19 protein-coding genes are annotated in these 24775 nt (G+C 64.5%); 10 read left to right on the top strand and 9 right to left on the bottom strand.

What is annotated here, in order from left to right; all coding sequences use genetic code 11:
* Positions 1-62 precede the first annotated feature (62 nt).
* Positions 63-1403 carry an NAD(P)H-dependent oxidoreductase gene (locus tag LB552_RS29130; protein WP_224611603.1) on the top strand — a complete coding sequence of 447 codons (1341 nt, stop codon included), beginning with the start codon at positions 63-65 and terminating at the stop codon, positions 1401-1403.
* Here the strand turns inward: LB552_RS29130 and proC are convergent.
* The 3 genes from proC to LB552_RS29115 all read right to left on the bottom strand — a co-directional run bounded on the left by proC (position 1378) and on the right by LB552_RS29115 (position 4560).
* Positions 1378-2193, bottom strand: a complete 816-nt coding sequence (proC, locus tag LB552_RS29125; RefSeq protein WP_224611600.1) for a pyrroline-5-carboxylate reductase — start codon at positions 2191-2193, stop codon at positions 1378-1380. The two genes, LB552_RS29130 and proC, sit on opposite strands and share 26 nt — an antisense overlap.
* An 80-nt stretch (positions 2194-2273) precedes the next feature.
* On the bottom strand, positions 2274-3593 hold the full coding sequence (locus LB552_RS29120) for an O-antigen ligase family protein (RefSeq protein WP_224611598.1): 1320 nt from the start codon (positions 3591-3593) through the stop codon (positions 2274-2276).
* Complete coding sequence (locus LB552_RS29115; RefSeq protein WP_224611596.1) at positions 3562-4560, bottom strand: glycosyltransferase family 2 protein; 999 nt, start codon at positions 4558-4560, stop codon at positions 3562-3564. Before LB552_RS29115 ends, LB552_RS29120 begins: the two co-directional genes overlap by 32 nt.
* 169 nt (positions 4561-4729) lie before the next feature.
* Between LB552_RS29115 and LB552_RS29110 the strand changes: the two genes are divergently transcribed.
* Genes LB552_RS29110 through LB552_RS29100 form a run of 3 tightly spaced genes read left to right on the top strand, consistent with a single transcriptional unit; the run spans position 4730 to position 7613 of the window.
* Entirely contained in the window at positions 4730-5902 is a 1173-nt protein-coding gene (locus tag LB552_RS29110; protein WP_224611594.1) for a glycosyltransferase, read from the top strand.
* Positions 5899-6693 carry a WecB/TagA/CpsF family glycosyltransferase gene (locus LB552_RS29105; protein ID WP_140847448.1) on the top strand — a complete coding sequence of 265 codons (795 nt, stop codon included), beginning with the start codon at positions 5899-5901 and terminating at the stop codon, positions 6691-6693. The genes LB552_RS29110 and LB552_RS29105 overlap by 4 nt, the downstream gene beginning before the upstream one ends.
* Entirely contained in the window at positions 6690-7613 is a 924-nt protein-coding gene (locus LB552_RS29100) for a DUF6492 family protein (RefSeq protein WP_224611593.1), read from the top strand. The genes LB552_RS29105 and LB552_RS29100 overlap by 4 nt, the downstream gene beginning before the upstream one ends.
* 126 nt (positions 7614-7739) lie before the next feature.
* On the opposite strand, the gene LB552_RS29095 is transcribed toward LB552_RS29100, so the two are convergent.
* Positions 7740-9035 carry a lipopolysaccharide biosynthesis protein gene (locus LB552_RS29095; RefSeq protein ID WP_224611591.1) on the bottom strand — a complete coding sequence of 432 codons (1296 nt, stop codon included), beginning with the start codon at positions 9033-9035 and terminating at the stop codon, positions 7740-7742.
* A gap of 198 nt (positions 9036-9233) precedes the next feature.
* Here LB552_RS29095 and LB552_RS29090 point away from each other — a divergent pair, with 198 nt between their 5' ends.
* The 4 genes from LB552_RS29090 to LB552_RS29075 all read left to right on the top strand — a co-directional run bounded on the left by LB552_RS29090 (position 9234) and on the right by LB552_RS29075 (position 15693).
* A complete protein-coding gene (locus LB552_RS29090; protein ID WP_224611589.1) occupies positions 9234-11714 on the top strand; it encodes a GumC family protein in 2481 nt (826 codons plus the stop codon).
* A 219-nt stretch (positions 11715-11933) separates the two neighbouring features.
* Positions 11934-12833 (top strand): bifunctional methylenetetrahydrofolate dehydrogenase/methenyltetrahydrofolate cyclohydrolase FolD, encoded by a 900-nt coding sequence (gene folD / locus LB552_RS29085; RefSeq protein ID WP_224611587.1) that lies wholly within the window; start codon positions 11934-11936, stop codon positions 12831-12833.
* A 109-nt stretch (positions 12834-12942) separates the two neighbouring features.
* Positions 12943-13950 (top strand): GlxA family transcriptional regulator, encoded by a 1008-nt coding sequence (locus LB552_RS29080; RefSeq protein ID WP_224532557.1) that lies wholly within the window; start codon positions 12943-12945, stop codon positions 13948-13950.
* Positions 13951-14037: 87 nt separating this feature from the next.
* Positions 14038-15693: a vWA domain-containing protein gene (locus LB552_RS29075; protein ID WP_224611585.1), complete on the top strand. Its 1656-nt coding sequence runs from the start codon at positions 14038-14040 to the stop codon at positions 15691-15693.
* A gap of 72 nt (positions 15694-15765) precedes the next feature.
* Here the strand turns inward: LB552_RS29075 and edd are convergent, their stop codons facing one another.
* From edd to zwf, 3 genes are all read right to left on the bottom strand, one after another.
* Positions 15766-17589 (bottom strand): phosphogluconate dehydratase, encoded by a 1824-nt coding sequence (gene edd, locus LB552_RS29070; protein WP_224611583.1) that lies wholly within the window; start codon positions 17587-17589, stop codon positions 15766-15768.
* A gap of 61 nt (positions 17590-17650) precedes the next feature.
* Positions 17651-18367, bottom strand: a complete 717-nt coding sequence (pgl, locus tag LB552_RS29065; protein ID WP_224611581.1) for a 6-phosphogluconolactonase — start codon at positions 18365-18367, stop codon at positions 17651-17653.
* Positions 18349-19818 carry a glucose-6-phosphate dehydrogenase gene (gene zwf, locus LB552_RS29060; protein WP_095765640.1) on the bottom strand — a complete coding sequence of 490 codons (1470 nt, stop codon included), beginning with the start codon at positions 19816-19818 and terminating at the stop codon, positions 18349-18351. Before zwf ends, pgl begins: the two co-directional genes overlap by 19 nt.
* Positions 19819-20123: 305 nt before the next feature.
* Here zwf and LB552_RS29055 point away from each other — a divergent pair, with 305 nt between their 5' ends.
* Together LB552_RS29055 and LB552_RS29050 are read left to right on the top strand one after the other, a co-directional pair.
* Positions 20124-20870: an SDR family oxidoreductase gene (locus LB552_RS29055; protein ID WP_095765639.1), complete on the top strand. Its 747-nt coding sequence runs from the start codon at positions 20124-20126 to the stop codon at positions 20868-20870.
* Positions 20871-21000: 130 nt separating this feature from the next.
* Positions 21001-22311 carry a Mur ligase family protein gene (locus LB552_RS29050; protein ID WP_224611580.1) on the top strand — a complete coding sequence of 437 codons (1311 nt, stop codon included), beginning with the start codon at positions 21001-21003 and terminating at the stop codon, positions 22309-22311.
* Here LB552_RS29050 and LB552_RS29045 read toward each other — a convergent pair.
* Both LB552_RS29045 and LB552_RS29040 read right to left on the bottom strand, forming a co-directional pair.
* Positions 22295-23185 (bottom strand): SH3 domain-containing protein, encoded by an 891-nt coding sequence (locus LB552_RS29045; RefSeq protein WP_224611579.1) that lies wholly within the window; start codon positions 23183-23185, stop codon positions 22295-22297. The genes LB552_RS29050 and LB552_RS29045 overlap by 17 nt on opposite strands.
* Before the next feature lie 258 nt (positions 23186-23443).
* On the bottom strand, positions 23444-24730 hold the full coding sequence (locus tag LB552_RS29040) for an NAD(P)/FAD-dependent oxidoreductase (RefSeq protein ID WP_224611578.1): 1287 nt from the start codon (positions 24728-24730) through the stop codon (positions 23444-23446).
* Positions 24731-24775: the final 45 nt, after the last annotated feature.

Here is a 24775-nt window from a genome sequence, read left to right as displayed (position 1 = left end):
ATTGGCAAACGCGGATCGTTCCCTGTATTGCCGGCCGAGCAAAAAGCCGTGGATTTTGTTGCATGACCAATATCACCCTGACCGGGCTTGCCCGCGATCTTGCCCGACGCGCCGCCGAGGGCAGGCCGGTGCGCATCGGCGTCATCGGCTCCGGCGAGATGGGGACCGATCTGGTGACGCAGGGCATGCTGATGCCGGGCATCTCGATCGCGGCCATCTCCACGCGCCGTCCGCACACCGCCCGTGAGGCGATCCGCATCGCCTTTGGCGACGAGGCGATGGCGGTAGAGGCCGAAACCGCTTCCATGGTTACCCGGGCGATCGAGAGCGGCAGGATCGCCATCACCTCGAACGAGATGCTGGTCACCAACCCGCTGATCGACGTCGTCATCGACGCTACCGGAAAACCTGGCGTCGCCGCCGATTTCGACCTGATGGCGATGGAGCATGGCAAGCATCTGGTGATGATGAACGTCGAGGCTGACGTGACCATCGGCTGCTACCTGAAGCAGCAGGCAGACCGGCTGGGTGTCGTCTATTCGGTCGGCGCGGGCGACGAGCCGTCAAGCTGCATGGAGCTGATCGAATTCGCCTCGGCGCTTGGGCTAGGCATCGTCGCGGCCGGCAAGGGCAAGAACAATCCGCTCAACCACGACGCGGTTCCCGACGACTACCGGGAAGAGGCGGCGCGCCGCAACATGAACCCGCGCATGCTGGTCGAGTTTGTCGACGGCTCGAAGACCATGGTCGAGATGTGCGCCATTGCCAACGCCACCGGGCTGGTCCCGGATGTTCCAGGCATGCACGGCCCCAGGGCCGATCGCGATCAGCTGGCCAAGGTGCTGATCCCGAAAGAGCGTGGCGGGCTCCTGTCGAGGAAAGGCGTCGTCGATTACACGATCGGCAAGGGCGTGGCGCCCGGCGTTTTCGTCATCGTCGAGGCGATGCACCCGCGCGTCGTCGAACGCATGGACGATCTCCATGTCGGCACGGGCCCTTATTACGGCCTGTTCCGGCCCTATCACCTGACTTCGCTGGAGGTGCCGCTCACCGCCGCCCGCATCATGCTCTACGGCAAGCCCGATATGGTGCCTCTGCCGAGGCCGGTGGCGGAAGTCTGCGCAGTCGCCAAGCGCGACCTTGCCGCCGGGGAGACCCTGGATGCGATCGGCGAGACTTGTTACCGCTCCTGGACCATGACCGTCGGCGATGCCGGCGCCGTCCGCGCCGTCCCGGTCGGCTTGCTCGAAGGCGGCAAGGTGCTGAAGCCGGTGAACAAGGGCGAGTTGTTGACTGAGGACAATGCCGTGCCGGACCGGACAACGAGGCTCTACGCCCTGCGCCGGCTTCAGGATGACATGCTCTACGGAACGAAGATTACTTCCCCAGCTCTATCGACCTGAGCCGCGCGGCTTCCACGGCTTCGGTGACGAGCTTCGTCAAGCGGTCGCCGCCCATCAGCACCGCAAGCGCCGCTGCGGTCGTGCCGTTAGGGCTGGTCACCTGCTGGCGCAGCACGCCCGGCTCCTCGTCTGCTTCCGCGGCGAGCGAGGCGGCGCCGAAGACGGTCTGCATGGCAAGCAGCTTGGCGGTTTCGGCGGGAAGACCGGCCTTCTCGGCCGCGACCGTCAGCGCCTCGATGAAGTGGAAGATATAGGCCGGGCCGGAGCCGGAGACGGCCGTCACGGCGTCCATGAGGCCCTCGTCGTCGATCGTCGTCACGACGCCGCTCGCCGAAAGCAGCTCAAGGACGAAGCGGCGGACGTCGTCGGAGACCAGCGGGTTGGAGAAAACGACCATCATGCCTTTGCCGATCGCCGCCGGCGTGTTCGGCATGCAGCGGATGACCGGCGCGAGCTCGCCCAGGATTTCCTCGAAAGTGGCGACCGGCGTGCCGGCGGCGATGGAGAGAAAGCTGGTCCTGCCGTCGCCGAAGCGCTTGTACTGCGCCGTCACCTCGCGGATCACCTGCGGCTTTACCGCGATGACGACGAGATCGGGCACGGCATCGGCCGGAATGCCGGCGGCGTCGGCGGCAGCACGGCAGCCCAGATGTTCGGCGCGCCGGCGCAGTCCCGCGTTGGGCTCGACCACGAACACCGCTTGCGGCTCGAGCTTGGCGGATTTCAGCCAGCCCGAGAGCATGGCGTAACCCATATTGCCGCAACCGGCGAGAATGAGCCTGATCGTCATGAAAACCTCCGAGAAGGCTCTCCTTAGACGGTTGCGCCGCAGTGGAAAAGAGCAGTCGGCGAGAGATCGATCGGCCAGGATTAGTTTGAAAGGCGAACCGGGATCGGCCGCAGCGAGACTTGTCTCAAGCCGAGTACGCCGAGCACGAAGAACAGCCAGACGGGATCGCCGCGATGGAAGAAGAAGCTTTCCAGGAAACCGTTCAGCGCCGTAAACAGCACCACCATCATGAAAAAGTCGCCGAGGAAGATGTTTTCCTTGCGCGCCGGGATGCGCATATAGTCGCGCAAAGGGGCGATCAGGAAGGTGTAGACGGCGACGCAGAGCGCCGGGATGCCCATCAGTACGGCGATGTCGAGATAGCCGTCGTGACCGTGAACGATGGTGCGGATATCCCAGGGCCGGTCGAAGGGCTGGTCCTGGTTGAGCAGCAGTGGCGTCCCCCAGAAGCTTTCATAGCCGTAGCCGGTCCAGGGCTTCTTCGCCAGCATCTCGCCGGCGAACTCCCAAAGCGTCGTGCGTCCGGTATAGGTGAGATCGGGGAAATAGATTGCCGCCAAATGCTTCACCGGCGCGATGAAGACGATGCCGAGCGTGCCGACGGCGGTCGCGATGATGGCCAGCGCAAATAGGATCGGCGTGCCGAGCCGCATGCCGATGAGGCTGGGCAGCACGACGATCATGATCGAGAACGGGATCAGCCCGGCGGTCGTTTTGGAGCCGGTGTGCAGCATGAAGATCATCGCCGCGCAGAAGATGCCGGCGCCCCACCAGCGCTGGCCGCGCCGGAAGAGGTACAGTCCGGCGAAGCTGAAACAGGCCATCACCGGACCGGCGATGTTCTTGTGCGTGAAGACGCCGCGCCACAGGCCGGCATGCTCGGGCTCCTGCGAATCGGCGGTGTGAAGCGCTTCATGCGGGAAGACAACCAGGCCGACATAGGAAAGACCGATCACCACGACGGCGGTGAAGATGACCATCCTGGCGAAGGAATCGGCATCGCGCGGCAACACCAGGATCGTCGCCATGGTGATGATGCCGATCATGGTGAAGGAGGCGGCGCGCATCGCCGCGGGCGGATCGGTGGCAAGCACCACCGACAGGAAGAAGAAGCCCAGCATCAGCGCCCAGGAAGGGCTCACCAGCGAGCGCACCACGCGCGGGTCGGCGAAGGCCAGCAGCGAGAAGATGGAGACCGCGCCGAGCGAGCCGAAGCCGAGTTGGTTGACGATGTCGCCGCCGTCGCCGGTCAGTTCCGCGCCTGCCGGCTGGAAGGGCCGGAACGAGACGATGATGACGGTGAACAGGAGCGCGGCGATAGCCGTCGCCACACCTTCCCTGGTGAAGGCGGCACCGAGCGGCGCGCGCTCAATTCTTCTCAGGCTGCCGGTACTGCTCATTGGCATATCCGAATTCGGCGAGCACCCGGCCGAGCGCGACATAGACTGGATAGAGGCTCGTCGTCAGCGAGCCGGTGCGCGCCAGCCGGATGGCGCCGCGCAGCGGCGAGGCGGCGAGCAGCGCCAGGCTCTTCAGGAAAACCTTGAGGCCGGCAAGCGGCGTGCCGGCGCGCTTCTTCTTTTCGACCAGCGTCGAGATCACGCCATTGCGCAGACTGCGGGCGCGGATCCAGTCGGCCTCGACGCGCCGGGCCGGCACGGTCTCGTTGACCTTTGCCTCGGCGCACCAGCCGAGCACGAAGCCTTTTTGCGCGCACCGGCTGAGAAAGTCGGAATCGCCGCCGCCCATGAAATTGAACCTGAGATCGAGGAAGGGCGGTCCCATGTCATTAAGCACGTTGCGACCGAGCAGCAGGTTGCCGGACGAATAGAGCGCCGGCACGCGGCCCGTCTCCCGATAAGGCGGCGCGAACACCGGGTGCTCGGCCCATCTGGCATGCGAGGCATCGGCAAAGATGGGTACCTGCGGGCCGCCGACAACGTCGGCTTCAAGTGTCTCCGCGGCGCCGCACATGCGCTCGAGCCAGTCTGGCTCGGCGATCTCGTCGTCATCGATGACCAGCAGGTGGCGAAAATTGGGAAACTGCAGGATCGCCGTCTGCCAACCGGCATTGTAGGCGCTGCAATTGCCGCGCTCATGCGCGATGATGACCATGCCGGGCATCTCGCCGCTTTCGAACAGGGGCAGCACCGCCTTGGCGCCCTCGCGCGCCTCGGCCTCATTTTCCATGACGATGACGGCAAAGCGCCTGCCGGTCCGTTGCGCCTTGAGCGAAGCCAGCGTTTCCAGCACCTGCTTTGGCCGTTTGAAGGTCGGCAGCGTCACGACCGCCTCGACGGTCTCGGCGGCAAGCCCCGGCGACCGTCCCGCGATCGATACAGAAGCGTCGGACGGCAAAGGGATCATCCGTTTCCAGCAGCGAGGGTTTGAGCCCTCGATAGCATCGCGGTGATAACGTTTCGTTAATCACCTTCTCGCCCGTCCTTCGGAAAAGCCGGGTCTTCGGCCTTTGACAATGCCATTTAATCAAGGCTTCACCGCGTTTTGCTACCGGCTGCAGCCAAGGATAGGTGAGATGCATCTGCTGTTCGCCACATCGATCGTGCCTGATGGCGCTCTCGCCTCAGGCTACGAGATTGCCAACGCCGCGATCATCGACGCGCTCCGGCGCGCCGGCGTGCGCGTGACGGTGATCGGCTTCATCTGGCCGGGCAAAGCCCCGTCCGATCCGCAAAACACCATCGTGCTCGACGCCGTCGAGGTGCGCACCGAAAGCGCGTCGCCGCTGCAAAAGCTTGCCTGGGTGGGCAAGGCGGTTCTCTCCGGTCTTACCTTTTCCTCCGTCAAGCTGCGTGTCGTTGCCGATGCGCAAGTCCGCGACGCCATCGAACGCGCCGGTCCCTTCGACGGCTATGTCCTAAACTCGGTGCAGTTCGCCGGCGCCTTTGAGAAGGTTCTCGCCGACCGTCCATTCGTCTTCGTCGCGCACAATGTCGAGCACCGCTCGGCCGAGGAAAATGCGGCCGCGGCCGGCAGCGCGCTTCAGCGCTGGATGTTCCGCCGCGAGGCCAGGCTCCTCAAGGTCATGGAAGAGCGGCTCTGCGGCGCCGCGCGCTTTGTCTTCACGGTGGCCGAGGAAGACCGCGCGGCACTTGGCGTCGCTTCCGACCGGCGCTCCGCGGTGCTGCCGCTGGTCACCCGTGCGCAGGCGCCGACAAGCAGGGCGAAGCGGCATATCGATTGCGACGCCGCGCTGATCGGCACCTGGACCTGGCAGCCGAACCGCATCGGCCTCGAGTGGTTCCTGACCAAGGTCGTGCCGCATCTGAAGCCGGATTTCCGCATCAGGATCGCGGGCATTGTGCCTTCCGGCATCAGCTCGCCGCATCCCGGCGTTTCCTTCGTCGGCAGGGTTCCGGATGCGCAGGCCTTCGTGCGCGGCGCCGCCGTCATTCCCTTGATCAGCACCGCCGGCAGCGGCGTGCAGTTGAAGACCATCGAGACCTTCGAGCTTGGCCTGCCGTCCGTCGCCACCAGTCGCTCGCTGCGCGGCATCGGCTATCGCCCCGACAATTGCGTAGTGACCGACGATCCGATTGCTTTCGCGGCGGCGCTGCAGGCGGCTGCGGCCCATGTCCGCGACGTGGATGGCAGCGCCTTTCATCGCCGCCAGATCAAGGCGCTCGACGTCGCGATCGGGCTTGGCCTGGAGAAGCTCGGCGCCGTCAGGCAGGAGGCGGCCGCGTGAACATGCACACCGCGCGCGCCGCTTTCGGCTTTGATATGCTCAAGACCATTTTGGGTATTCCGGTGCTGGCCATACGCTGGGACGAGGCCATCGCCTTGCTCACCAGGCTGATCGACGAGCGTCGCTTCACCAAGGTGAGCTTCCTCAACGCCCATAACGCCAACCTTGCCTGCACCGACCCGGTGTTTGCCGAGGCGCTGGAAAACTTCCTCATCCTGCCCGACGGCGTCGGCGTCGACATGGCGGCAAAGCTGCTTTACGGTGCGCCTTTCCCGAGCAATCTCAACGGCACGGACTTCATTCCGGCCTTCCTGCAGGCCTCGTCGCATCCGCTGACGGTGGCGCTGCTCGGCACGACGCGCGCCAATGCCGAAGCCGCATGCGCGAAGCTCTCGACGCTCGCCATGCAGCACAAATTCGTCGTCGTCCATGACGGCTTCTTCTCGGCCGCCGAGGAGCCGGCGATCCTCGAGCGCATCGCCAGGCTGCGGCCGGATGTGCTGCTTGTCGCCATGGGTGTGCCGCGCCAGGAATTGTGGATCGAGCGCCACATCGACAGCCGCCATTGCACGCTGCCGGTCGCAGTCGGCGCCCTGCTCGATTTCATGAGCGGCTCGGTGCCGCGCGCGCCGCTATGGCTGCGCCGGCTGCGGCTCGAATGGCTGTTCCGCCTGTGGATCGAACCCGGCCGCCTGTGGCGCCGCTATATTGTCGGCAATCCGCTCTTCCTGTGGCGCGTCGTCAAGCAGAAGCTGTTGCGCATACCGCTGCCGCTGGAGGCGCGCCGGTGAACAGCCGCTTCGTTCCGGACGCTTCCACTGCGGTCGAAGCGCTGCCGCGCATGCCCTTGGCTGCGATCGTCACCGCAAGCTACGCTCCCGATTTCGAGCGCTGCCGGCTTTTATGCGAAACCATCGATCGCCACGTCACCGGCATGGCGCATCATTATATCCTCACCGAACATCGCGATGTCGCGCTGTTTCGCCAGCTGGAAGGCAGCCGCCGCAGCGTTGTCGACGAGCGGGACCTGTTGCCGCGCTGGCTGCGCGTGTTCGACGATCCGCTGAGCGGCTTCCGCCGCCGCGTCTGGCTGAGCCTGAAAACGCAGCCGCTGCGCGGCTGGCATGTGCAGCAGCTGCGCCGCATCGCCATTGCCGGGCAGGCAAAGGAAGACGTGCTCGTCTTCTGCGATTCCGACGTCGCCTTCCTGAAGCCGTTCGACGCGAACGCCTTCTGGCGCGACGGCAAGGTGCGGCTGTTCCGGCGTGACGGCGTGCTGGCGAGCGATGGACATGACGAGCATCGCATCTGGTCGCGCAATGCCGGCGCCGCGCTCTGCATCGATCCCTCCAATCCATCGAGCCACGACTACATCTCGACGCTGATCGCCTGGCGCCGCGAGACGGTCAACGCCATGTGCGAGCGCATCGAGAAGGTGCATGGTCGCGACTGGGTCGGCGTCGTCGGCTCGGCGCGAAAATTCTCCGAATGCATGATCTATGGCCGCTATGTCGACGACGTGCTTCAAGGCGCAGGCCATTTCCACGGCTCGGAGGAGTTCTGCCGCGTCCACTGGAACGGCGAGCCGCTGTCGGACGAGGAATTCCGCCGCTTCGTCGACACCATGGCGCCGGAACAGGTGGCGATCGGCATGCAATCCTTCATCGGCACCGATACCGGCCGCATCCGCCGCCTGATAGGGCTTGATTAGCCTGCGCGGGATTCAGGTCAGGCCGAGTCGAAAACAGTGGCTTCCGAGAACCGGAGCGGAGCGTACTAAAGTACGTGAGCACCGGAAGCGCAGGGAGCCGCTGTTTGCAGGCCGGCCTTACCTGAATCAGATCGCCTTCGCCGGGCGACGCATGGCCGAATAGGTAAGCAGCATCGAGGCGAGATAAAGCAGCAGGAAGACGATGTTGAGCGACAGGACCAGATTGGCCGTGTCGGGGATGGTGGTCAGCACATAAGTGAGCAGAACCGCCTTCAAGCCGGCGAGCAGGCCGAGATTGATCGCCCGCACCGCCGTCTGGCCGCGCGCGAAGAGCAGCTCGGCCTGATATTCGACGAGGTTGCGCAAGCCCGGCACGCAGACCGCGAGAGCCACCAGCGGCGCTGCCTCGGCGACATTCCTGCCGAGCGCGTTTGGGAAGAAGTGGAGCACGATGCCGAGCGACACGAGCGCGAGTGTCGAGACCAGGAACACGCCGCCTTCGATGCCGCTCTTGACCGCCAGCCGCGACAACAGCTCCGGCGCCCGCATCATGCGCTGCACCAGCATCATCGAGAAGGTGCGGATCGGGATCGCGGTGAGATCGACCAGCCGCATGATGATGGCGTAGATGCCGGCGAGATGCGGCCCGCCGATCGACAGCACCAAGAGCTTGTCGAACTCCATCTGCAGATAGAACAGCACTTCGGAGCCGGCGACATAGACGGAATCGGCGAGCCGCCGGAAATAGAGTTCGGCGCGCAGCCTCAGCCGCTGGCGCGGATAGAAGAAGACGAAGGCGACGACGAGCGAGGCGGCATTGGCGCCGATATAGAACAGCGACCACACACCGATCGTGTGCCGCGCGCCAAGCATGAACAGGATGGCGCCGACTGCCCTGAGCGCCGTCGCCAGGATGGCGAGCACGGCCGCCCGCCCGAACTTGCCGAGCCCGTTGTTGACGATCAGCGCCACTTCGACCGGTCGCCACAAAAGCGCCTCGGCGAAGACGACAGCGGCGAAGGCCGGCAACGGCACGGTATCGGCGAAGAAGATCAGATAGACGCCGTAGGACGCGGCGGCGAGGAACGGCAGCGACAGGACGCCGAGAAGCAGAAAACCGGCGGTGAACGTGCCGATCAGGTTGGGGCGGATGGTGGCGGTGCGGTAGAGCGCCGAGATGAAGCCGAAGGCCAGGATGCGCGACAGCATGATGCCGGCGGCAGAGGCGGTTGCGAACATGCCGAATTCGGCGATCGAAAGCGTGTTGGCCAAAGCGATGAAATAGGCGAGCGAAAACACCAGCCGACCGCCGGCGCCGCTGATCGCAGAGAAATAATCGAATACCAGTTTCCGGCGGGTGGCCACGAAGTGGCCGATCCGCGCGAAGCTCCGCCTTTGCGGCATGTCGCTGGCCTGGGTCATACCCGGGCGATAGATAGGCTGCAAAGTTTAACGCGGCGTTCTGGCGGCCGTCCCAGCGGCCTGAAATGCGGTGAACAAGGGCGAAAACTGTGCCCGCCGAGGCGCAAAATTAACCGTTTGTTTCCTATGCCTGTTTAGCGTGGCTTAACGATTGGCCGATCCGCGCGCCCAAGCCGCCAGAGAGCAAGTTCCAGGACAATGGTCGACAGGGATAACCGTGATGACTGGAGGCGCGAGCGTTCCCTGCTCGCGCTCGGCCAAGCCATGCGTGGCGACGACAAGACGGTTTCGATCGGCGACCGGGCCAATTCCTCTTGGCGCGAGGACGCCGCCGCGCGCCATCGCGCCGCGCGTTCCGAGCGCGAAGAAAAGTTGAATCCGCGCCCCACCGAAATCGGCGGATTTGACCACGATCAGGCGGATCCAGTCGAAACAGGCGACGACCGGGCCGCGTCACTAGGGCAGGGCTACGGGGGCACTGCGGAAGGCCACCAACCGCATGCCGCTCCGGAACCTCGTCATACAAGCCGACCACCTGCTATCGACGATTCCCAGGAATGGAAACCGCTGATCGACCCGGTGCAGGTGATTGGCGGCATCGCTCGCTCCAAAGCGCTGATCCTGTCCACCACCATCCTGGGCGCCGCGCTTGGCATAGTCCTCGCGCTGTCGACGCCGAAGAAATACGAAGCTACGACCGAGCTAACCATCGAGCCGGGCGACCTGAAACTTGCCGAACGCGATCTCACCCAATCGGTGGGTGAGCCCGACGCGGCATTGGCCGTTGTCGAAACCCGCATCAAGATGGTCACATCAGGCAAGGTTCTTGCCGAGGTCGTCAAGGAGCTCAACCTCGTCAACGACCCGGAATTCAACGGTCAGGGGTCTGGCGGCCTCGGCGTCACGTCGTTCCTGCGCTCGATGATTTCGCGGGATAACCAGCCGGCCGGCAGCGACGAGATTCGTCGCCAGGCGCTGGCCGTCGGCAATCTGGCCGACAGCCTGTCGGTCGAGCGCACCGGCAAGACTTTTGTCATCTCCATCAGCGCCACCACGCGCAATGGCGAGAAATCGGCAGAGATAGCCAACACGACGAGAGACGTCTTCCAGCGGGAGATCGGCAACTACCAGTCAGAAATGGCCGGACGTGCGACGAGCGCGCTGACGTCGAAGCTCGATGAGCTGCGCAAGGGCGTCGAGACGGCCGAACGCAACGTTGAGAATTTCAGGGCGACGCACGACCTTGTCGACGCGCAGGGCCACCTGATCAGCGATGATCAGATGTTGAAGCTCAACGAGCAGCTTTCCGTCGCCCGCGCCCGCACGCTCGAGCTGAACGCCCGCGCCGCCTCGGCACGCTCGCTGAACGTCAACTCGGTCCTCAGCGGCACGTTGCCGGAAGAGATCAACTCCAACATGATGAGCGAGCTGCGCTCGCAATATGCGGCGCTGAAGCAGGAGGCTGACCGCGCCGCGATCAAGTTCGGGCCGCGTCATCCTGAGCTGCAGGCGCTAAACGCCCAGCTTGCCGGCGCGCGCGAACGCATCACCGCGGAGCTGCAGCGCATCGCGTCCTCGCTGCAGATCGACCTGAAGCGCTCCGTTCAGCTTGAGCAGGACTTGTCCTCGCGCCTGGCCCAGGCCAAGGTGCAGAGTGGCGATGTGAACAACAATCTTGTTTCGCTGCGCGAGCTGGAACGCGAAGCCGCCGCCAAGCGCTCGGTCTATGAGCAGTATTTGCTGCGCGCCAAGGAAACCGGCGAGCAAAAGAACGTCAATTCGGCCAACATCAACGTGCTTTCGCCGGCTCAACCGCCGCTGGAGGCCAAGGGGCCGTCGCGTGTCCTGATGGCCTTGGCGGGGCTGTTCGCCGGCCTGTTTGCCGGCATCGGCCTCGGCGCGCTGCGCGGCATCCTTGCCAGCCTGCGCGAGACGGCCAATGCACGCTCGCGTCGCGCGACTGAAGACCGTCCTTCTGCGCTTGAGAGCAATTCCAATCGGGCCGCCCCACCGGCGCCGCCACCACTCGCCACGCCGCCGGCTTCGCCTGTCGCTCCGCCGCCACCTCCGGCTTTCACACCAGCACCGGCTCCGCCTTTCATGCCGCCTCCGCCTTCATCCTTCACGCCGTCTCCGGCAGCGTCCTTCACACCGTCGCCTGCTTCACCGCCGGTTCCACCACCGGTGTCGACGACTGCACCGGCTCCGGTCAAATCCGTCACGCCGCCGCCGGAACCGGCCAACGATGCCGGCCGTCCCGGGCTTTTCGGCTCGCTTGCCTCGGCGGTTCGCTATTTCGTGCGGCGCGAGCCGGCTGAAACGGTCGATATGGACTCTGTCCCGCCTGAAAGCGCCTGGCGGGCGCCCACCCTGGGAGAACGCTATCCCCGGGCTCAACCCTCGGCGCGGGAGAATTTCCGGCCGCCATACGAGCAGGGCTATTCCTATTCGTACCGGCCGGACCACGGCCGGACCGATCCCTACGACGATCATTATTCGGCATCGGCGGCATCCTATCATCCGCGGTCGCCGGCCGCGGGCGAGGCCGACCAGCCCCCCGCCGACCAGCCCCCTGCCGGCCAGCAAGGCGAGATCGACCAGATCCGCGCCAGCCTGCGCGAATTCCGCGAGGCCGTGCGCGAGCTGACCGAAAGCCGCACGCGCCGCCGCTATTTCTGAACTATCCGTATTTCTGGACGGCTCGCGGTTCGATAAAAGCAGCCGGTTTCGGGTTTACGGCATCCGACGACGCTTTGACGGGATTGCCTTGTCGAATTTTCGTGAAAATGCCGCGCTGCATTCCGGCCGCAAGCGTCTCGCTTTGGCGGATCGACAATGCCGATCGGGGAAATGGGGCCGTGCATCGATGCGGCCTCGAAGCGAAGCTGAGGGTTAGTGATGGCCGAAGTGATTGATGGAAAGCGTGTCGCCGAGGACGTGGTTTCGAAGGTCAAGGCTCTGACCGCGGAGCTGTCGGCCAAAGGAGCCACCAAGCCCGGCCTTGCGGTGGTGATCGTCGGCGAGGATCCGGCAAGCCAGGTCTATGTCGCCTCGAAATCGCGCACCGCCAAGGAATGCGGCTTCCATTCGCTTCAGCATACGCTGCCGGCCGACACCACCGAGGAACAGTTGCTGACGATCATCGGCGACCTCAACGCCGATAAGTCGATCCACGGTATCCTCGTGCAACTGCCGCTTCCCGGCCATATCGACGCCGGCAAGGTGATCCAGACGATCGCACCGGAAAAGGATGTCGACGGCTTCCACTTCATCAATGTCGGCAAGCTCGGCACCGGCGAGCTCGACACGGCCTTCGTGCCCTGCACGCCGGCGGGCTCCATGCTGTTGATCGAGCGGGTGCGCGGCAAGGATCTCTCCGGCCTCAACGCCGTCGTCGTCGGCCGCTCCAACATCGTCGGCAAGCCGATGGCCAACCTGCTGCTCGCCGCCAACTGCACGGTCACAATTGCCCACAGCCGTACCAGGGACCTGCCGGCGCTGGCTCGCACCGCTGATATCCTGGTCGCTGCGGTCGGCCGTCCGGAAATGGTCAAGGGCGATTGGGTCAAGTCCGGCGCGACTGTCATCGACGTCGGCATCAACCGCATCCCCGCGCCCGAAAAGGGCGAAGGCAAGAGCCGCCTGGTCGGCGACGTCGCCTATGCCGAAGCGGCCAAGCTCGCGGGTGCGATCACGCCCGTGCCAGGCGGCGTCGGACCGATGACCATTGCCATGCTGATGGCGAACACTGTAGCTTCCGCCTACCTCGCGGCCGGGTTGAAGCGGCCGTCCTTCTGATTTGAGAAAGCCTCGGCATTGCCGAACCTGACCGCTCCCCAGCATTTTGCAGCCAAGTGGAACCACTTGGCGCTGCACAAATGCGGCTGAAATAAAGGGACAGAGCGGGATGCCCCACTCGAACCAGTCGCATCCCGTTCTCGAGCGGCCGATGACGAGCGATCCCGTTCAGGGCGGCCGCCAGTTCGGCTTCCTCTTGGTCGACAAATTCTCGATGTTCTCGCTGGCGGCCGCCATCGACTGCTTCCGCTCGGCGAACCGACTGCTCGGCCGCGATTTCTATGGCTGGACGACGATCTCGGCCGACGGCGACGCGGTCATGGCCTCGAACGGCCTGCCGTTGAAGATCGACTATTCGGTCGCCGACATGCCGCCGGTCGACATCCTGTTCGTTTCGGTCGGCCTCTCCATCGAATTTCCCGGCAAGAGCAAGGTTCTGGCGGCGCTGCGCAGCTGGGGCCGGCGCGGCAATGCGCTCGGCGCTCTGTCGGTCGGCTCTTATCTCCTGGCCGAAGCCGGGCAGCTCGACGGCTATCGCTGCACCATCCATTGGGAGAACCGCGCCGGCTTCATGGAGCGTTTCCCCGACATCAACTGCACCGGCAACGTCTTCGAGATCGACCGCAAGCGTTACACCTGTGCCGGCGGCACCACCTCGATCGACCTGATGCTGGAGATCGTGCGCGGCGATTTCGGCTCCAACCTCGCCAACGGCGTCGCCAACCAGTTCCAGCACGAGCGCATACGCTCGGCCGGCGACCGCCAGCGCGTCGGCCCCGAGCGGGACCTCACCGGCAAGTCGGAAAAGCTGAGGCGCATCGTCGAATTGATGGCCGATCATCTCGACGAGCCGCTGTCGGCGGTGCAGCTCGCCAAGTCGGCTGGGCTTTCGGTGCGCCAGGTCGAGCGCCTGTTCCTGCGTCACCTCAGCGTGACGCCCGGCCGCTATTATATGCGGCTGCGGCTCGAACGCGCGCGCGAGTTGCTGCGCCAGACCAACATGCCGATCCTCGACGTGGCGATCGCCACCGGCTTCACTTCGCATTCCTATTTCGCCCAGAGCTACCGGCTGCAGTTCGGCCGCCCGCCTTCGGAAGAGCGGCGCACCACTTATTGAGTGACTTCCCGGCCTTCGGACTTGTCTCCGAATGCCGCCTCAAATAGCTTTCGCAACGCGGACGAGGGTTGCTCTCAGGAGATTTCCATGGCGGGACTGATACGGAGCGTCGCTGCGGCGCTCCTGCTTTTGTCGATGACCAGTTTCGGCTTTGCCGCCAACAAGGTCATCATCATCCTCGATGCATCAGGCTCGATGTGGGCCCAGATCGACGGCAAGCCGAAGCTGGAGATCGCGCGTGAATCGCTGCGCACGGTGCTGCAGTCGGTTCCCGCTGACGACGAGATCGGCTTCATGGCCTATGGCCATCGCACCAAAGGTAGTTGCGACGACATCGAGCTGATCGTGCCGCCGCAGGCCGGTTCAGCCAGCGCCATCTCGTCAGCAGCCGACAGCATGAAATTCCTCGGCAAGACGCCGCTCACGGCCGCCGTCAAGCAGGCGGCGGAAGCGCTCAAATACACCGAGGACAAGGCCACCGTCGTCCTCATCACTGACGGGCTCGAGACCTGCGGCGGCGATCCTTGCGCACTAGGCAAGGTGCTGAAGGAAAGCGGCGTCGACTTCACCGCCGATGTCGTCGGTTTCGGCCTGACCGCCGACGAAGGCAAGCAGATCGCCTGCCTCGCCGAAAACACCGGCGGCAAATACATCCAGGCCTCCGACGAGAAGGCGCTGCAGGAAGCCCTGGTCGAGACCGTCGCGGCTCCGACTCCGGCGCCGGCGCCCGAACCGGCGCCGGCTCCCGCGCCCGAATCGGCCAAGCCGGAGTTCAATTTCATGCCGAGCGTGGTCATGGCCGAGGGCGGCGATCCGATTACCGACGGCAATGCCTGGGAGATCTACAAGGCGAAGTCCGATGGCACGCGCGGCGACCAAGTCATGACCGAATATGGCGTGCTCAAGACCAATCTCGAGCCGGGCGACTACATCGTCGTCGGCCGCGACGACGAGGCAAGGAGCGAGCAGAAGATCAAGATAGAGGCTGGCAAGACCTACAGCCCGCTGTTCACGCTGAATGCCGGCACTTTGGTCATCCATCCGCATGCTAGCCAGGGCTCGGAGATCAGCGGCGAAGCGCGTGTGGACTTCGCCTATCCTGGCGGCAGCACCACGCACTATGGCGACGCCAAGGCGACCGTCCCCGCCGGCGAGCAGAAGGTGACGGTGCAGATCGGCGCCGGCACTGCGACCGAGACCGTCCAGCTTGCCGCCGGGCAGACCGTCGAGAAGGACATCGTCGTCGGCGTCGGTCATGCCGTGCTCAACGCCTACTACACCGCCGGCGGCGACAAGGCCGACAATTCCGGCATCGGCTTCGAGGTCGTCAAGGCGAAGAAGAAGATCGACGGCTCACGTGAAAGCGTGGAGCATTCCTACGGACCTGACAGCAAGTTCTGGCTGCCGCCGGACGACTATGTCGCGCTCACCACGCTCGATCTTGCCGTCGTCGAGCAGCCCTTCAGCATCAAGGCCGGCGACAATCAGGACATCAAGGTCGCGCTCGATGCCGGCGTGCTGGCGATGTCGGCACCCGGCGCCTATTCGATCGAGGTGTTGTCGTCGAAGAAGGACATCGAAGGCAAACGCAAGTCGCTGGGCCTGACCTACGGCGATAGTTGGCAACAGGCGATCCCCGCCGGCGACTATGTGGTCGTGCGCCACATGTCCGCTGAAGGCCAGGAGAAGGAATTGCCGGTGACGATCAAGGCCGGCGAGCGCACCGAGATCACCGTTCAGTAGGCGTGGTTAGCGAACGAACGAAAAAGGGCGGCTCCGAGCCGCCCTTTTTCGTAAGGCACATTGGGGAAGACGTCAGGCGTTGCCAAACGCGGCGGCTCCATGATCGGCCCGCCCGACCAACTGCCGGAAGCCTGCGAACAGCTCGCGGCCGAAGCCGAACTCGTTGCGGATGAGGTCGGCGTCGGCCGTGCGGCGCAGCGCGAATTCCGTCCCCGGCACCAGCACTTCCAGCGTGCCGGCATCGGCGTCTAGCCGGATGATATCGCCGTCATGGATCCTGGCGATCGGTCCGTCCTCGACCGCTTCCGGCGTCACATGGATCGCTGCCGGCACCTTGCCGGAAGCGCCCGACATGCGCCCGTCGGTCACCAGCGCCACGCGCTGGCCGCGGTCCTGCAGGATGCCGAGCACCGTGGTCAGCTTGTGCAGTTCCGGCATGCCGTTGGCCTTCGGCCCTTGGAACCGGATGACAGCAATGAAATCGCCGGTAAGCTGGCCGGCCTTGAAAGCGTCATTGAGGCCCTGCTGGCTGTCGAACACCTTGGCCGGCGCCTCGATGACGCGACGTTCGGGCTTGACCGCAGAGGTCTTGATCACGGCATGGCCGAGATTGCCGGCCAGCACTTTCAAGCCACCCGTCGGCTGGAACGCTTTCTTGACCGGCGCCAGCACCTTCTCGTCGCCGCTGTTGAGCGGCGCCGCTTCGCGCACGACGCTGCCGTCTTCGCCAAGCCTCGCCTCGACCGCGTAGGGCCGCAGGCCTTCGCCCCACACCGTCTGCACATCCTCGTGCAACAGGCCTTCGTCGAGCAACTCGCGGATCAGGAAGCCGAGTCCGCCTGCCGCGTGGAAGTGGTTCACGTCGGCAAGCCCGTTCGGATAGACGCGCGCGAGCAGCGGCACGGCCTCCGACAGGTCGGAAATGTCCTGCCAGGTCAGCGCAATGCCGGCGGCGGCGGCCATGGCGATGAGGTGGATCGTATGATTGGTCGAGCCGCCGGTGGCATGCAGGCCGACCACGCCGTTGACGATCGAGCGCTCGTCGATCATGCGCCCGACCGGAGTATAGGCATTGCCGAGCGCGGTGATCGCCAGCGCGCGCTTTGCCGCTTCCCTGGTCAGCGCGTCGCGCAGCGGCGTGCCCGGATTGACGAAGGAGGCGCCGGGCGTGTGCAGGCCCATGATCTCCATCAGCATCTGGTTCGAATTGGCGGTGCCGTAGAAGGTGCAGGTGCCCGGCCCGTGATAGGATTTGGACTCCGCTTCCAGCAGTTCGGCGCGGCCGACCTTGCCTTCGGCATAAAGCTGGCGGATCCTGGCCTTCTCGTCATTCGCGAGACCGGTCGTCATCGGCCCGGCCGGGATGAAGACGGCCGGCAGATGCCCGAAGGTGAGCGCTGCGATCACCAGCCCGGGCACGATCTTGTCGCAGACGCCGAGGAAGACGGCCGCGTCGAACATGTTGTGCGACAGGCCGATCGCCGCCGCCATGGCGATCACGTCGCGTGAGAACAGCGACAGCTCCATGCCGGGCTGGCCTTGGGTGACGCCGTCGCACATCGCCGGCACGCCGCCGGCGACCTGGGCGATGCCGCCCGCTTCCCGCGCGGCTTCCTTGATCAGCGCCGGGAACGTCTCGAAGGGCTGATGCGCCGACAGCATGTCATTGTAGGAGGTGATGATGCCGAGGTTCGGCACGCGGTCGCCACCGAGCGCGATCTTTTCGGACGGGCTGCACACGGCAAAGCCGTGGGCGAGATTGCCGCAACCCAGCACCGCGCGGTTGGCGGTGCGGCTGGAAGCCTCCGCGATGCGGCCGAGATAGGCTTCGCGGCCGGCCTTCGAGCGTTGGCGGATGCGTTCCGTGATGGTTTCGATGTCGCGTCTGGCTGTCATGGTCCGTCCTTTCGAGCCCGGCAACGTCCTCCCTCTGCCGCCGGGCTGTCCTCATCTGAAATCAGGGTGCCCAGAACACCTCTATCGGTCTAGGCGCCGCCTCGATCACTCTGCGGATGGGCTTTTTCGCGCCGGGACCCATCGCGCCGTTGAACGCGGCGCGCTTGTCCTCGCCTTCGATGTGGAGCGCAACAAAACCGGCGGCGATGATGCGCGCCATCGACAGCGTGAGCCGCGGCTCGCCCCCGCTCTGCGCATGCACCGGCAGCACGATCCGCTGCGAGGCCGGGTCGAGCAAGTCCTCGAGATTGCCGGCATCCGGGAAGAAGGATGCCGTATGGCCGTCGCCGCCCATGCCGAGGACCACCACGTCGAGCGGCCAGGGCAGCGCCCGCAGCGCTTCGCTGTCCATCGCCGCTGCATCCTCGATGCTCGCCGCCTCGTGGTAGAGCGGCACGAAGCGCGCCGCAGCGGCCTTGTTCTGGAGCAGGTTCGCCGCCACCAGCCCGGCATTCGAACGCGGCGAGGACGGCGGCACGAAGCGCTCGTCGACCAGCGTCACGGTGACCTTGTCCCAGGCGATGGGCGCGGTCGACAGCGTGGCGAACAATTTCGCCGGCGTGGTGCCGCCGGACACCGCGAGCAGCGCCGTGCCGCGTTCCGCAATGGCGCTGCCCAGCCGGTCGGCAATCTGTCCGGCCAGCACCGTCGCCAGGTCCTGGCGATCGGCAAAGCCGTTCCAGCCGTAGCGGACTTCGCTCAGTTGCTCTCGTGCCATGTCCGTCCGTCACGTTCGATGAGCGCGATCGAGGCCGATGGCCCCCAGGTTCCGGCGGTATAGCCCTGAGCTTCCTGCCGGGCGCTTTCCCAGGCGTTCTGGATCGGGTCGATCCATTTCCATGCCGCCTCGACTTCGTCGCGGCGCATGAACAGCGTTTGGTTGCCGCGCACCACATCCATAATCAGTCGCTCATAGGCGTCCGGCGCACGGCCTTGGAAGGACTGCGCGAAGCTCATGTCGAGCGAGATCTGCCGCAGCCGCATGCCGCCCGGTCCCGGGTCCTTGATCATGATGAACTGCTTCACTCCCTCATCCGGCTGCAGGCGGATGACCAGCTGGTTGGGGAAGATCGGCCCGGCGCTGTCGCCGAAGATGGAATAGGGGATCGGCTTGAACTCGATGACGATTTCCGAGACGCGGGTGGCGAGCCGTTTGCCGGTCCTCAGATAGAAGGGAACGCCGGCCCAGCGCCAGTTGCCGATCTCGGCCTTCACGGCGACGAAGGTCTCGGTGTTGCTGTCCTTGCCGAGCTCCTCGACATAGCCCTTGACCGGCCCGCCGGCCGAAGCGCCGGCGCGATACTGACCGCGCACCGTGTGCTTCGGCGCCTCGTTGCCGTTGATGCGCTTCAGTGCCCTCAGCACCTTCAGTTTCTCGTCGCGCACCGCATCGGCGTCCATCGACGACGGCGTTTCCATGGCCACCAGGCAGAGCAGCTGCAGGATGTGGTTCTGCACCATGTCGCGCAACGCGCCTGCCTTGTCGTAGTAGGTGACGCGATCCTCAAGACCAACGGTCTCGGCGACCGTGATCTGAACATGGTCGATCTGGGCGGAGTTCCACAACGGCTCGTAGAGCGCATTGGCAAAGCGCAGCGCCATCAGGTTCTGCACCGTTTCCTTGCCGAGATAGTGGTCGATGCGGAAGATCTGGCTTTCGTGGAAATCGTCACCGACAGCGTCATTGAGCGCCCGCGCCGAGGTGAGGTCGCGGCCGATCGGCTTCTCCAGCACGATGCGCGAGTTCGGCGTGATCAGCTTGTGCTCCTTGAGCTGGTGCGAAATGTCGCCGAACAGCGCCGGCGCCACCGCAAGGTAGAAGGCGCGGATGCGGTCGCTGTCGCCGATTGCTTTCTTCAACTTGTCGAAGCCGGCGCCAGTGGTTGCGTCCGCCGACACGTAGGAGAGCCTTGCCAGGAATATCTCCAACTCCTTCGGATCGATATCGGCAGGCTTCACATGATCTGATATCGCCTTCTTGGCGAAGCCCTGGAATTCGGCATCGGTCATTTTGGCGCGCGAGGTGCCGATGATGCGCGTCGGCTCGGAGAACTGATGGCCGCACTGGCGATAGTAGAGCGATGGCAGGAGCTTGCGTTCCGACAGGTCGCCGGTGCCGCCGAAGATGATGAAGTCGAATGGGTCGACAGGGATGATCTGGCTGGTCATGGTCAGTCCGATTTGATGCCGGGCGCCGGCAGCGTGGTTGGTATATTCTAATCGATTTAAATTTTCCAGTGCCATGGTGTCACATGCGAGGACCAATGGCTTGCACTTGCATCGGTCCACATGTTTCCCGACACTCACGCCGCCGGCAGGCCTGTCGGCAAGCCATGGCTTCCGGAAGCGTTCGCGGCTGCAGCATAGAACGCGAATGTGACGAAAGCTAAGGGAGATGTAGCCTGGCGCGCGACGTGCCGGGCGGCAGATGGAAAAGTCACGTCAAGCGACGGAATCCAAAGAGCGGGAAAACCATGCGTCTGGAAAACAAAGTCGCCGTCATCACCGGCGCAGCGTCGGGCTTCGGCGAAGGCATGGCCAAGCGCTTTGCCGAAGAGGGCGCGCGCGTGGTCGTCGCCGACCTCAACGCAAGGGGCGCCGAGCGGGTGGCCGAAGAAATCGGCGAGAGCGCCATCTGGACCCAGACGGACGTTTCCCTGCGCTCCGAATTCGACGAGATGATCTATGCCGCCAAGAGCGCCTTCGGTCGCATCGACATCATGGTCAACAATGCGGGCTTCACCCATCGCAACGGGGATATGCTCGGCGTCGATGAGGAAACCTTCGATCTGATCACCGCTGTCAACATGAAGGCGATCTACCACGCGGCGCTTGCCGTCGTGCCGATCATGGACCGCCAGGGCGGCGGCGTCATCCTGACCACGGCCTCCACGGCAGGGCTTCGGCCGCGGCCGGGTCTGACCTGGTACAACGCCTCCAAGGGCTGGGCGATCACCGCCACCAAGTCGATGGCCGTCGAGTTGGCGCCGAAGAACATCCGCGTCAACTGCCTCTGCCCGGTCGCCGGCGAGACCGGCATGCTGGAGAAGTTCATGGGCGCCGACACGCCTGAAATCCGCGAAAAGTTCCGCGCCTCGATCCCGCTCGGACGGCTCTCGACACCGCTCGACATCGCCAACGCGGCGCTGTGGCTGGCCTCGGATGAAGCCGCCTTCATCACCGGCGTGGCGCTGGAGGTCGATGGCGGGCGTTGTATCTGAGCCGCTCCAGGAAGCACATCGCGGTTTCCGCTCCTGGTTGCGGTGAGCGAATGGATTGGCGCCGGCCGAGCTCCGGTTTGACTTGATGTTCCGCCGAAGGAATAACAGATCGGGGTAGGGGAACTGGCGGGTGGTTAAGGTCAGGCTGCGCGAAATTGGCAACGACCTCGGCTGGCGATTGCGTCGCTATCGGGCAGAGCGTGCGCGTGCGCAAAGCAAGGCGACCTTCATCGGCATAACCGGCAGCTCCGGCAAATCGACGGCAACGAGCTTGCTTGGTCATATCCTGGCCAGTCACGGCACGGTCCATACCCAAGTTCTAGCCAACACGCTCAAGGCACTTGTCCGCACGCTCTACAAGCGGATGAAACGTGCGGGCAAGGTCGACTATGTCGTCTTCGAAGCCGGCGCGTTTGAGCCCGGCTCAATCCGGTCGATGGCGGAGATGCTGAAGCCGAATGTAGCGATCGTAACGATGGTCAGGCTGGAGCACGTCACTCAATTCCGGACCCTGGATGCTGTCGCCCAGGAAAAGAGAGCGCTGGTTGAGGCGTTGTCGCCGGGCGGACTCGCGATCTTGAACGCCGACGACCCGCATGTGCTTGATATGGCTTCGGGCGCAAGGTGCCGCGTGGCGACTTTCGGTCAGTCGGAAGCCGCGGACTACCGTGTAACGAACATCCATGCCGCCTATCCGGACCTGCTCAGATTTTCACTTCGCTGGCGCGGCGGCGACATAGACATGCAGACACGATTTCCTGGCGAGCACTTCTGGCTGCCGGCGGCCGCCGCCGCCGTCACGGCGCTGGAACTTGGTGTCCCGCCGGAAAAAATCGCCGCAAGGACAGCATCCTTCGAACCCCTGGCCAACCGCTGCGCGGTGCTGGTGACTGATCGGGGTCCACAGTTCATAGTCGATGCCGCCAAAGCGCCCTGGCATTCGCTGAACATAGCGTTCGAGATGATGGCCAAAGCCAAGGCCGTTCGCAAACGGATCGTCGTCGGACAGATTTCCGACTACACCGGTTCGTCGAGAAAGTATGGCGCCGCTTACGGTATCGCGCGCGACCTCGCCGACGAGGTCATCTACACCGGCGACAATGCCCACCGCTCACGCGCCAGCCAGGCGGATCGGGACAGTGGCCGTTTGATCGAGCTTCGCACCCCGAAGGAAGTCTCCGATCATATCAAGCAGACGGCTGTCCCCGGAGAACTGATCCTGCTGAAGAGCTCCGGCAATCTTCATCTGGAGAGGGTCGCGCTTGCCTGGACGCACGATGTCAGATGCTGGATACCAGCGTGCGGCAAGAAGGAAGGGTGTTCTACTTGCGGCCTCTACGAAGTGCCGTTCGAGGAACACAAGTCCTTCCTGGCAAATCGCCGGCTTGAACGCAGAAGACGCCGTTTCGGATGGCTGCTTGGCCTCACGCGCCGGTCTTGATGTAGCTTTTGTAGACCCAGCCGTGCTTGCCGTTATAGACGATCTCGCACCATTTCTTACAATTCATCACCTGCACCGATGCCTTGGCCGGCACCGTGGTGATTGCGGCGGCACCTTTCTTCGGGCCTGAGCGCATGGTCACGGCCCTCAAGACGCGCCCGTTTGCGGCCGCGCTGGCTTTTTGAGCTTTCGACTCAGGCTGCGCCGAGCTGTCCGTCGCTGCCGGCTGCGTATCTGGAACCTGCGGCTTGGCTTCGGGAATGGCGGCGGTTTGGGCGCCATCCATCGTGTCGCCCGGCTTCTTCGCTGCCGCTGCTGTCTCGCTGGCGGAACCGGCGACCTGCGACAGCGCGTTCGCGGCGTCGTTCTCGGCATCGGCCTCGGCAAAGGCGGTATCGGTCGATTGCGCGGGGGCCGCGCCGGCGGCCTGCTTGGATGGAGCTGGCTGGTTCTCGGCCGGGGCAGGTGGCGTCTTGGCGTCGGAAGCCGTCCAGCGGGGGTTGTTTGATGCCAGGGCCGGAATGTTGGCTTCGCGGGTCGCCGTCGTGGGCGTTACCGCGTCCCCCTTGCGCGCGGCCTGCGGCGCCGTCGCCACGGTTACAGCCGCTGCCGCCGGAGCGACTTTCGTGGTCTTCACCGGAATCGCCGGAACGGTCTGCTCGGCACTCGCCGCGGCCACTTGCCGGTCGCTGCCCGGAAAGCATAGCCATAGCGCCACCGCGGCCACGCCGATCAGCGCGGCGGTGCCGACCGCTGCAATGACCAGATGTGCGTTCGACTGTACCTTCTGCCAGAAGGATGGCCGTACGTTATAGCCGAACTGCATTGTAAAGCGCTGCCGTTCCGGCGCGCCGAAACTGAAGGGCTCGTTCACTCAAACCACCTCCAACAAGCGGGCCGACGTTCTTTCGATCATTGCCGTAACGATCGGCTTCGATCAGCATCGGTCCCTAAATCACTGCGGACAAAGCCCGCGAAATCCCCGGATTTTCGCCCATGATCGCACCTTTTACTGCTGATTATGGCATGAGTGAGCCAAATTGCGAAATTCTGCGTGCCTGTTAAGGCTTCCACAACCTGCCGCGTGGAAGCCGCCGGCGTCGAATCGGCGGCTTCGGCTGGGCAGCCAGCTTTAAATCCTGTCACGCAACGCGAACCAATTCAGCGCCAGGAACAAGAGCGGCGCGCGCAAACGCCGGCCGCCTGGGAAGGCGGGGATTTTCAGATCCTCGATCAGTTTCAAGCGGTCGCGATTGCCGGCAACGGTCTCGGCATAGAGCTTGCCGAAGAAGTTCGACAGCATGACGCCGTGGCCGGAATAACCGCCTATCGAAATCACTTTCGGCATCACTTCGCGCACGAACGGCTTTCGCGGCACCGTGATGCCGACATAGCCGCCCCAGCCATGCGTGATCTCGACATCCTTAAGGTCGGGGTAGAGTTCGGCGATCTGCCTTCGGATGTGAATATGGATGTCCTTCGGATCGTTGACGGCATAGATCTCGCGGCCGCCGAACAACAGCCGGCCGTCCTTCGACTTGCGGAAATAGCGCACCACGAAGCGGGAATCATCGACCGACTCGCCGCCCGGCAGCACCTTGGAAGTGGCGCCGAGCGGCACGGTCGCGCCGATGAAGGAACCGATCGGCATGATGTGCGCCGCGCTCACCGGCTCCAGATTGCCGCCATAGGCATTGACCCCGACCAGGCATTTGTCGGCTGTGATCGTGCCCCTGGGCGTCGTGACCGTCACCTTGCCGCCATTGGAAACGATGCCGGTGGACGGCGTCTGCTCGAACAGATGCGCGCCGGCGGCCGCCGCCACCTTCGCCGTGCCGATCACCAGTTTCAGCGGGTGGATGTGCCCCGTGCCGGTGTCGCGCGTGCCGCCGAAGTAGCGTGTCGAGCCCAGCCTTTCCGCGGTTTCCGCCGCGTCCATGAAGCTTATATGCGGGTAGCCGAAGCGGCTCGCCATGATCTCAGCGTGGCGCCTGTAGTCGTCGACATAACGCCGCTTGTGCGCCACCGAAAGCTGACCCGGCATATAGTCGATGTCGATCGCGTTGGCGGCGGCGAAGTCCAGCAGATGCGCCTTGGCTTCCTCGGCCAGGTCGAACAGCGCCTTGGCCCGGGAAAGGCCGTATTCGGCTTCCAATTCTTCCGCCCAGGCGCGCTGGCCGGTGCCGAGCTGCCCGCCATTGCGCCCCGACGCGCCATCGCCGAAGCGATAGGCATCGATCAGCACGACATCCGCGCCGGCCTTCGCCAAATGCGCGGCTGCCGATAAGCCAGTGAAGCCGCCGCCGATGATGACGACGTCGCAAATACGGTCGCCGTCGAGCGCCGGATATTCAGGCCGGGATCCGACCGTATCCTCATACCAGGAACGACCGGGGGAGATGGGCGATTGGTAGGACATGATGCTCGGGAGTAGGGGAGTAGGGGAGTAGGGGAGTAGGGGAGT

The organism is Mesorhizobium sp. CA7, assembly GCF_020165015.1.
GTDB lineage: Bacteria > Pseudomonadota > Alphaproteobacteria > Rhizobiales > Rhizobiaceae > Mesorhizobium.
The sequence above is the reverse complement of the archived record's forward strand: the minus strand, read 5'-3'. Positions and strand labels throughout refer to the sequence as shown.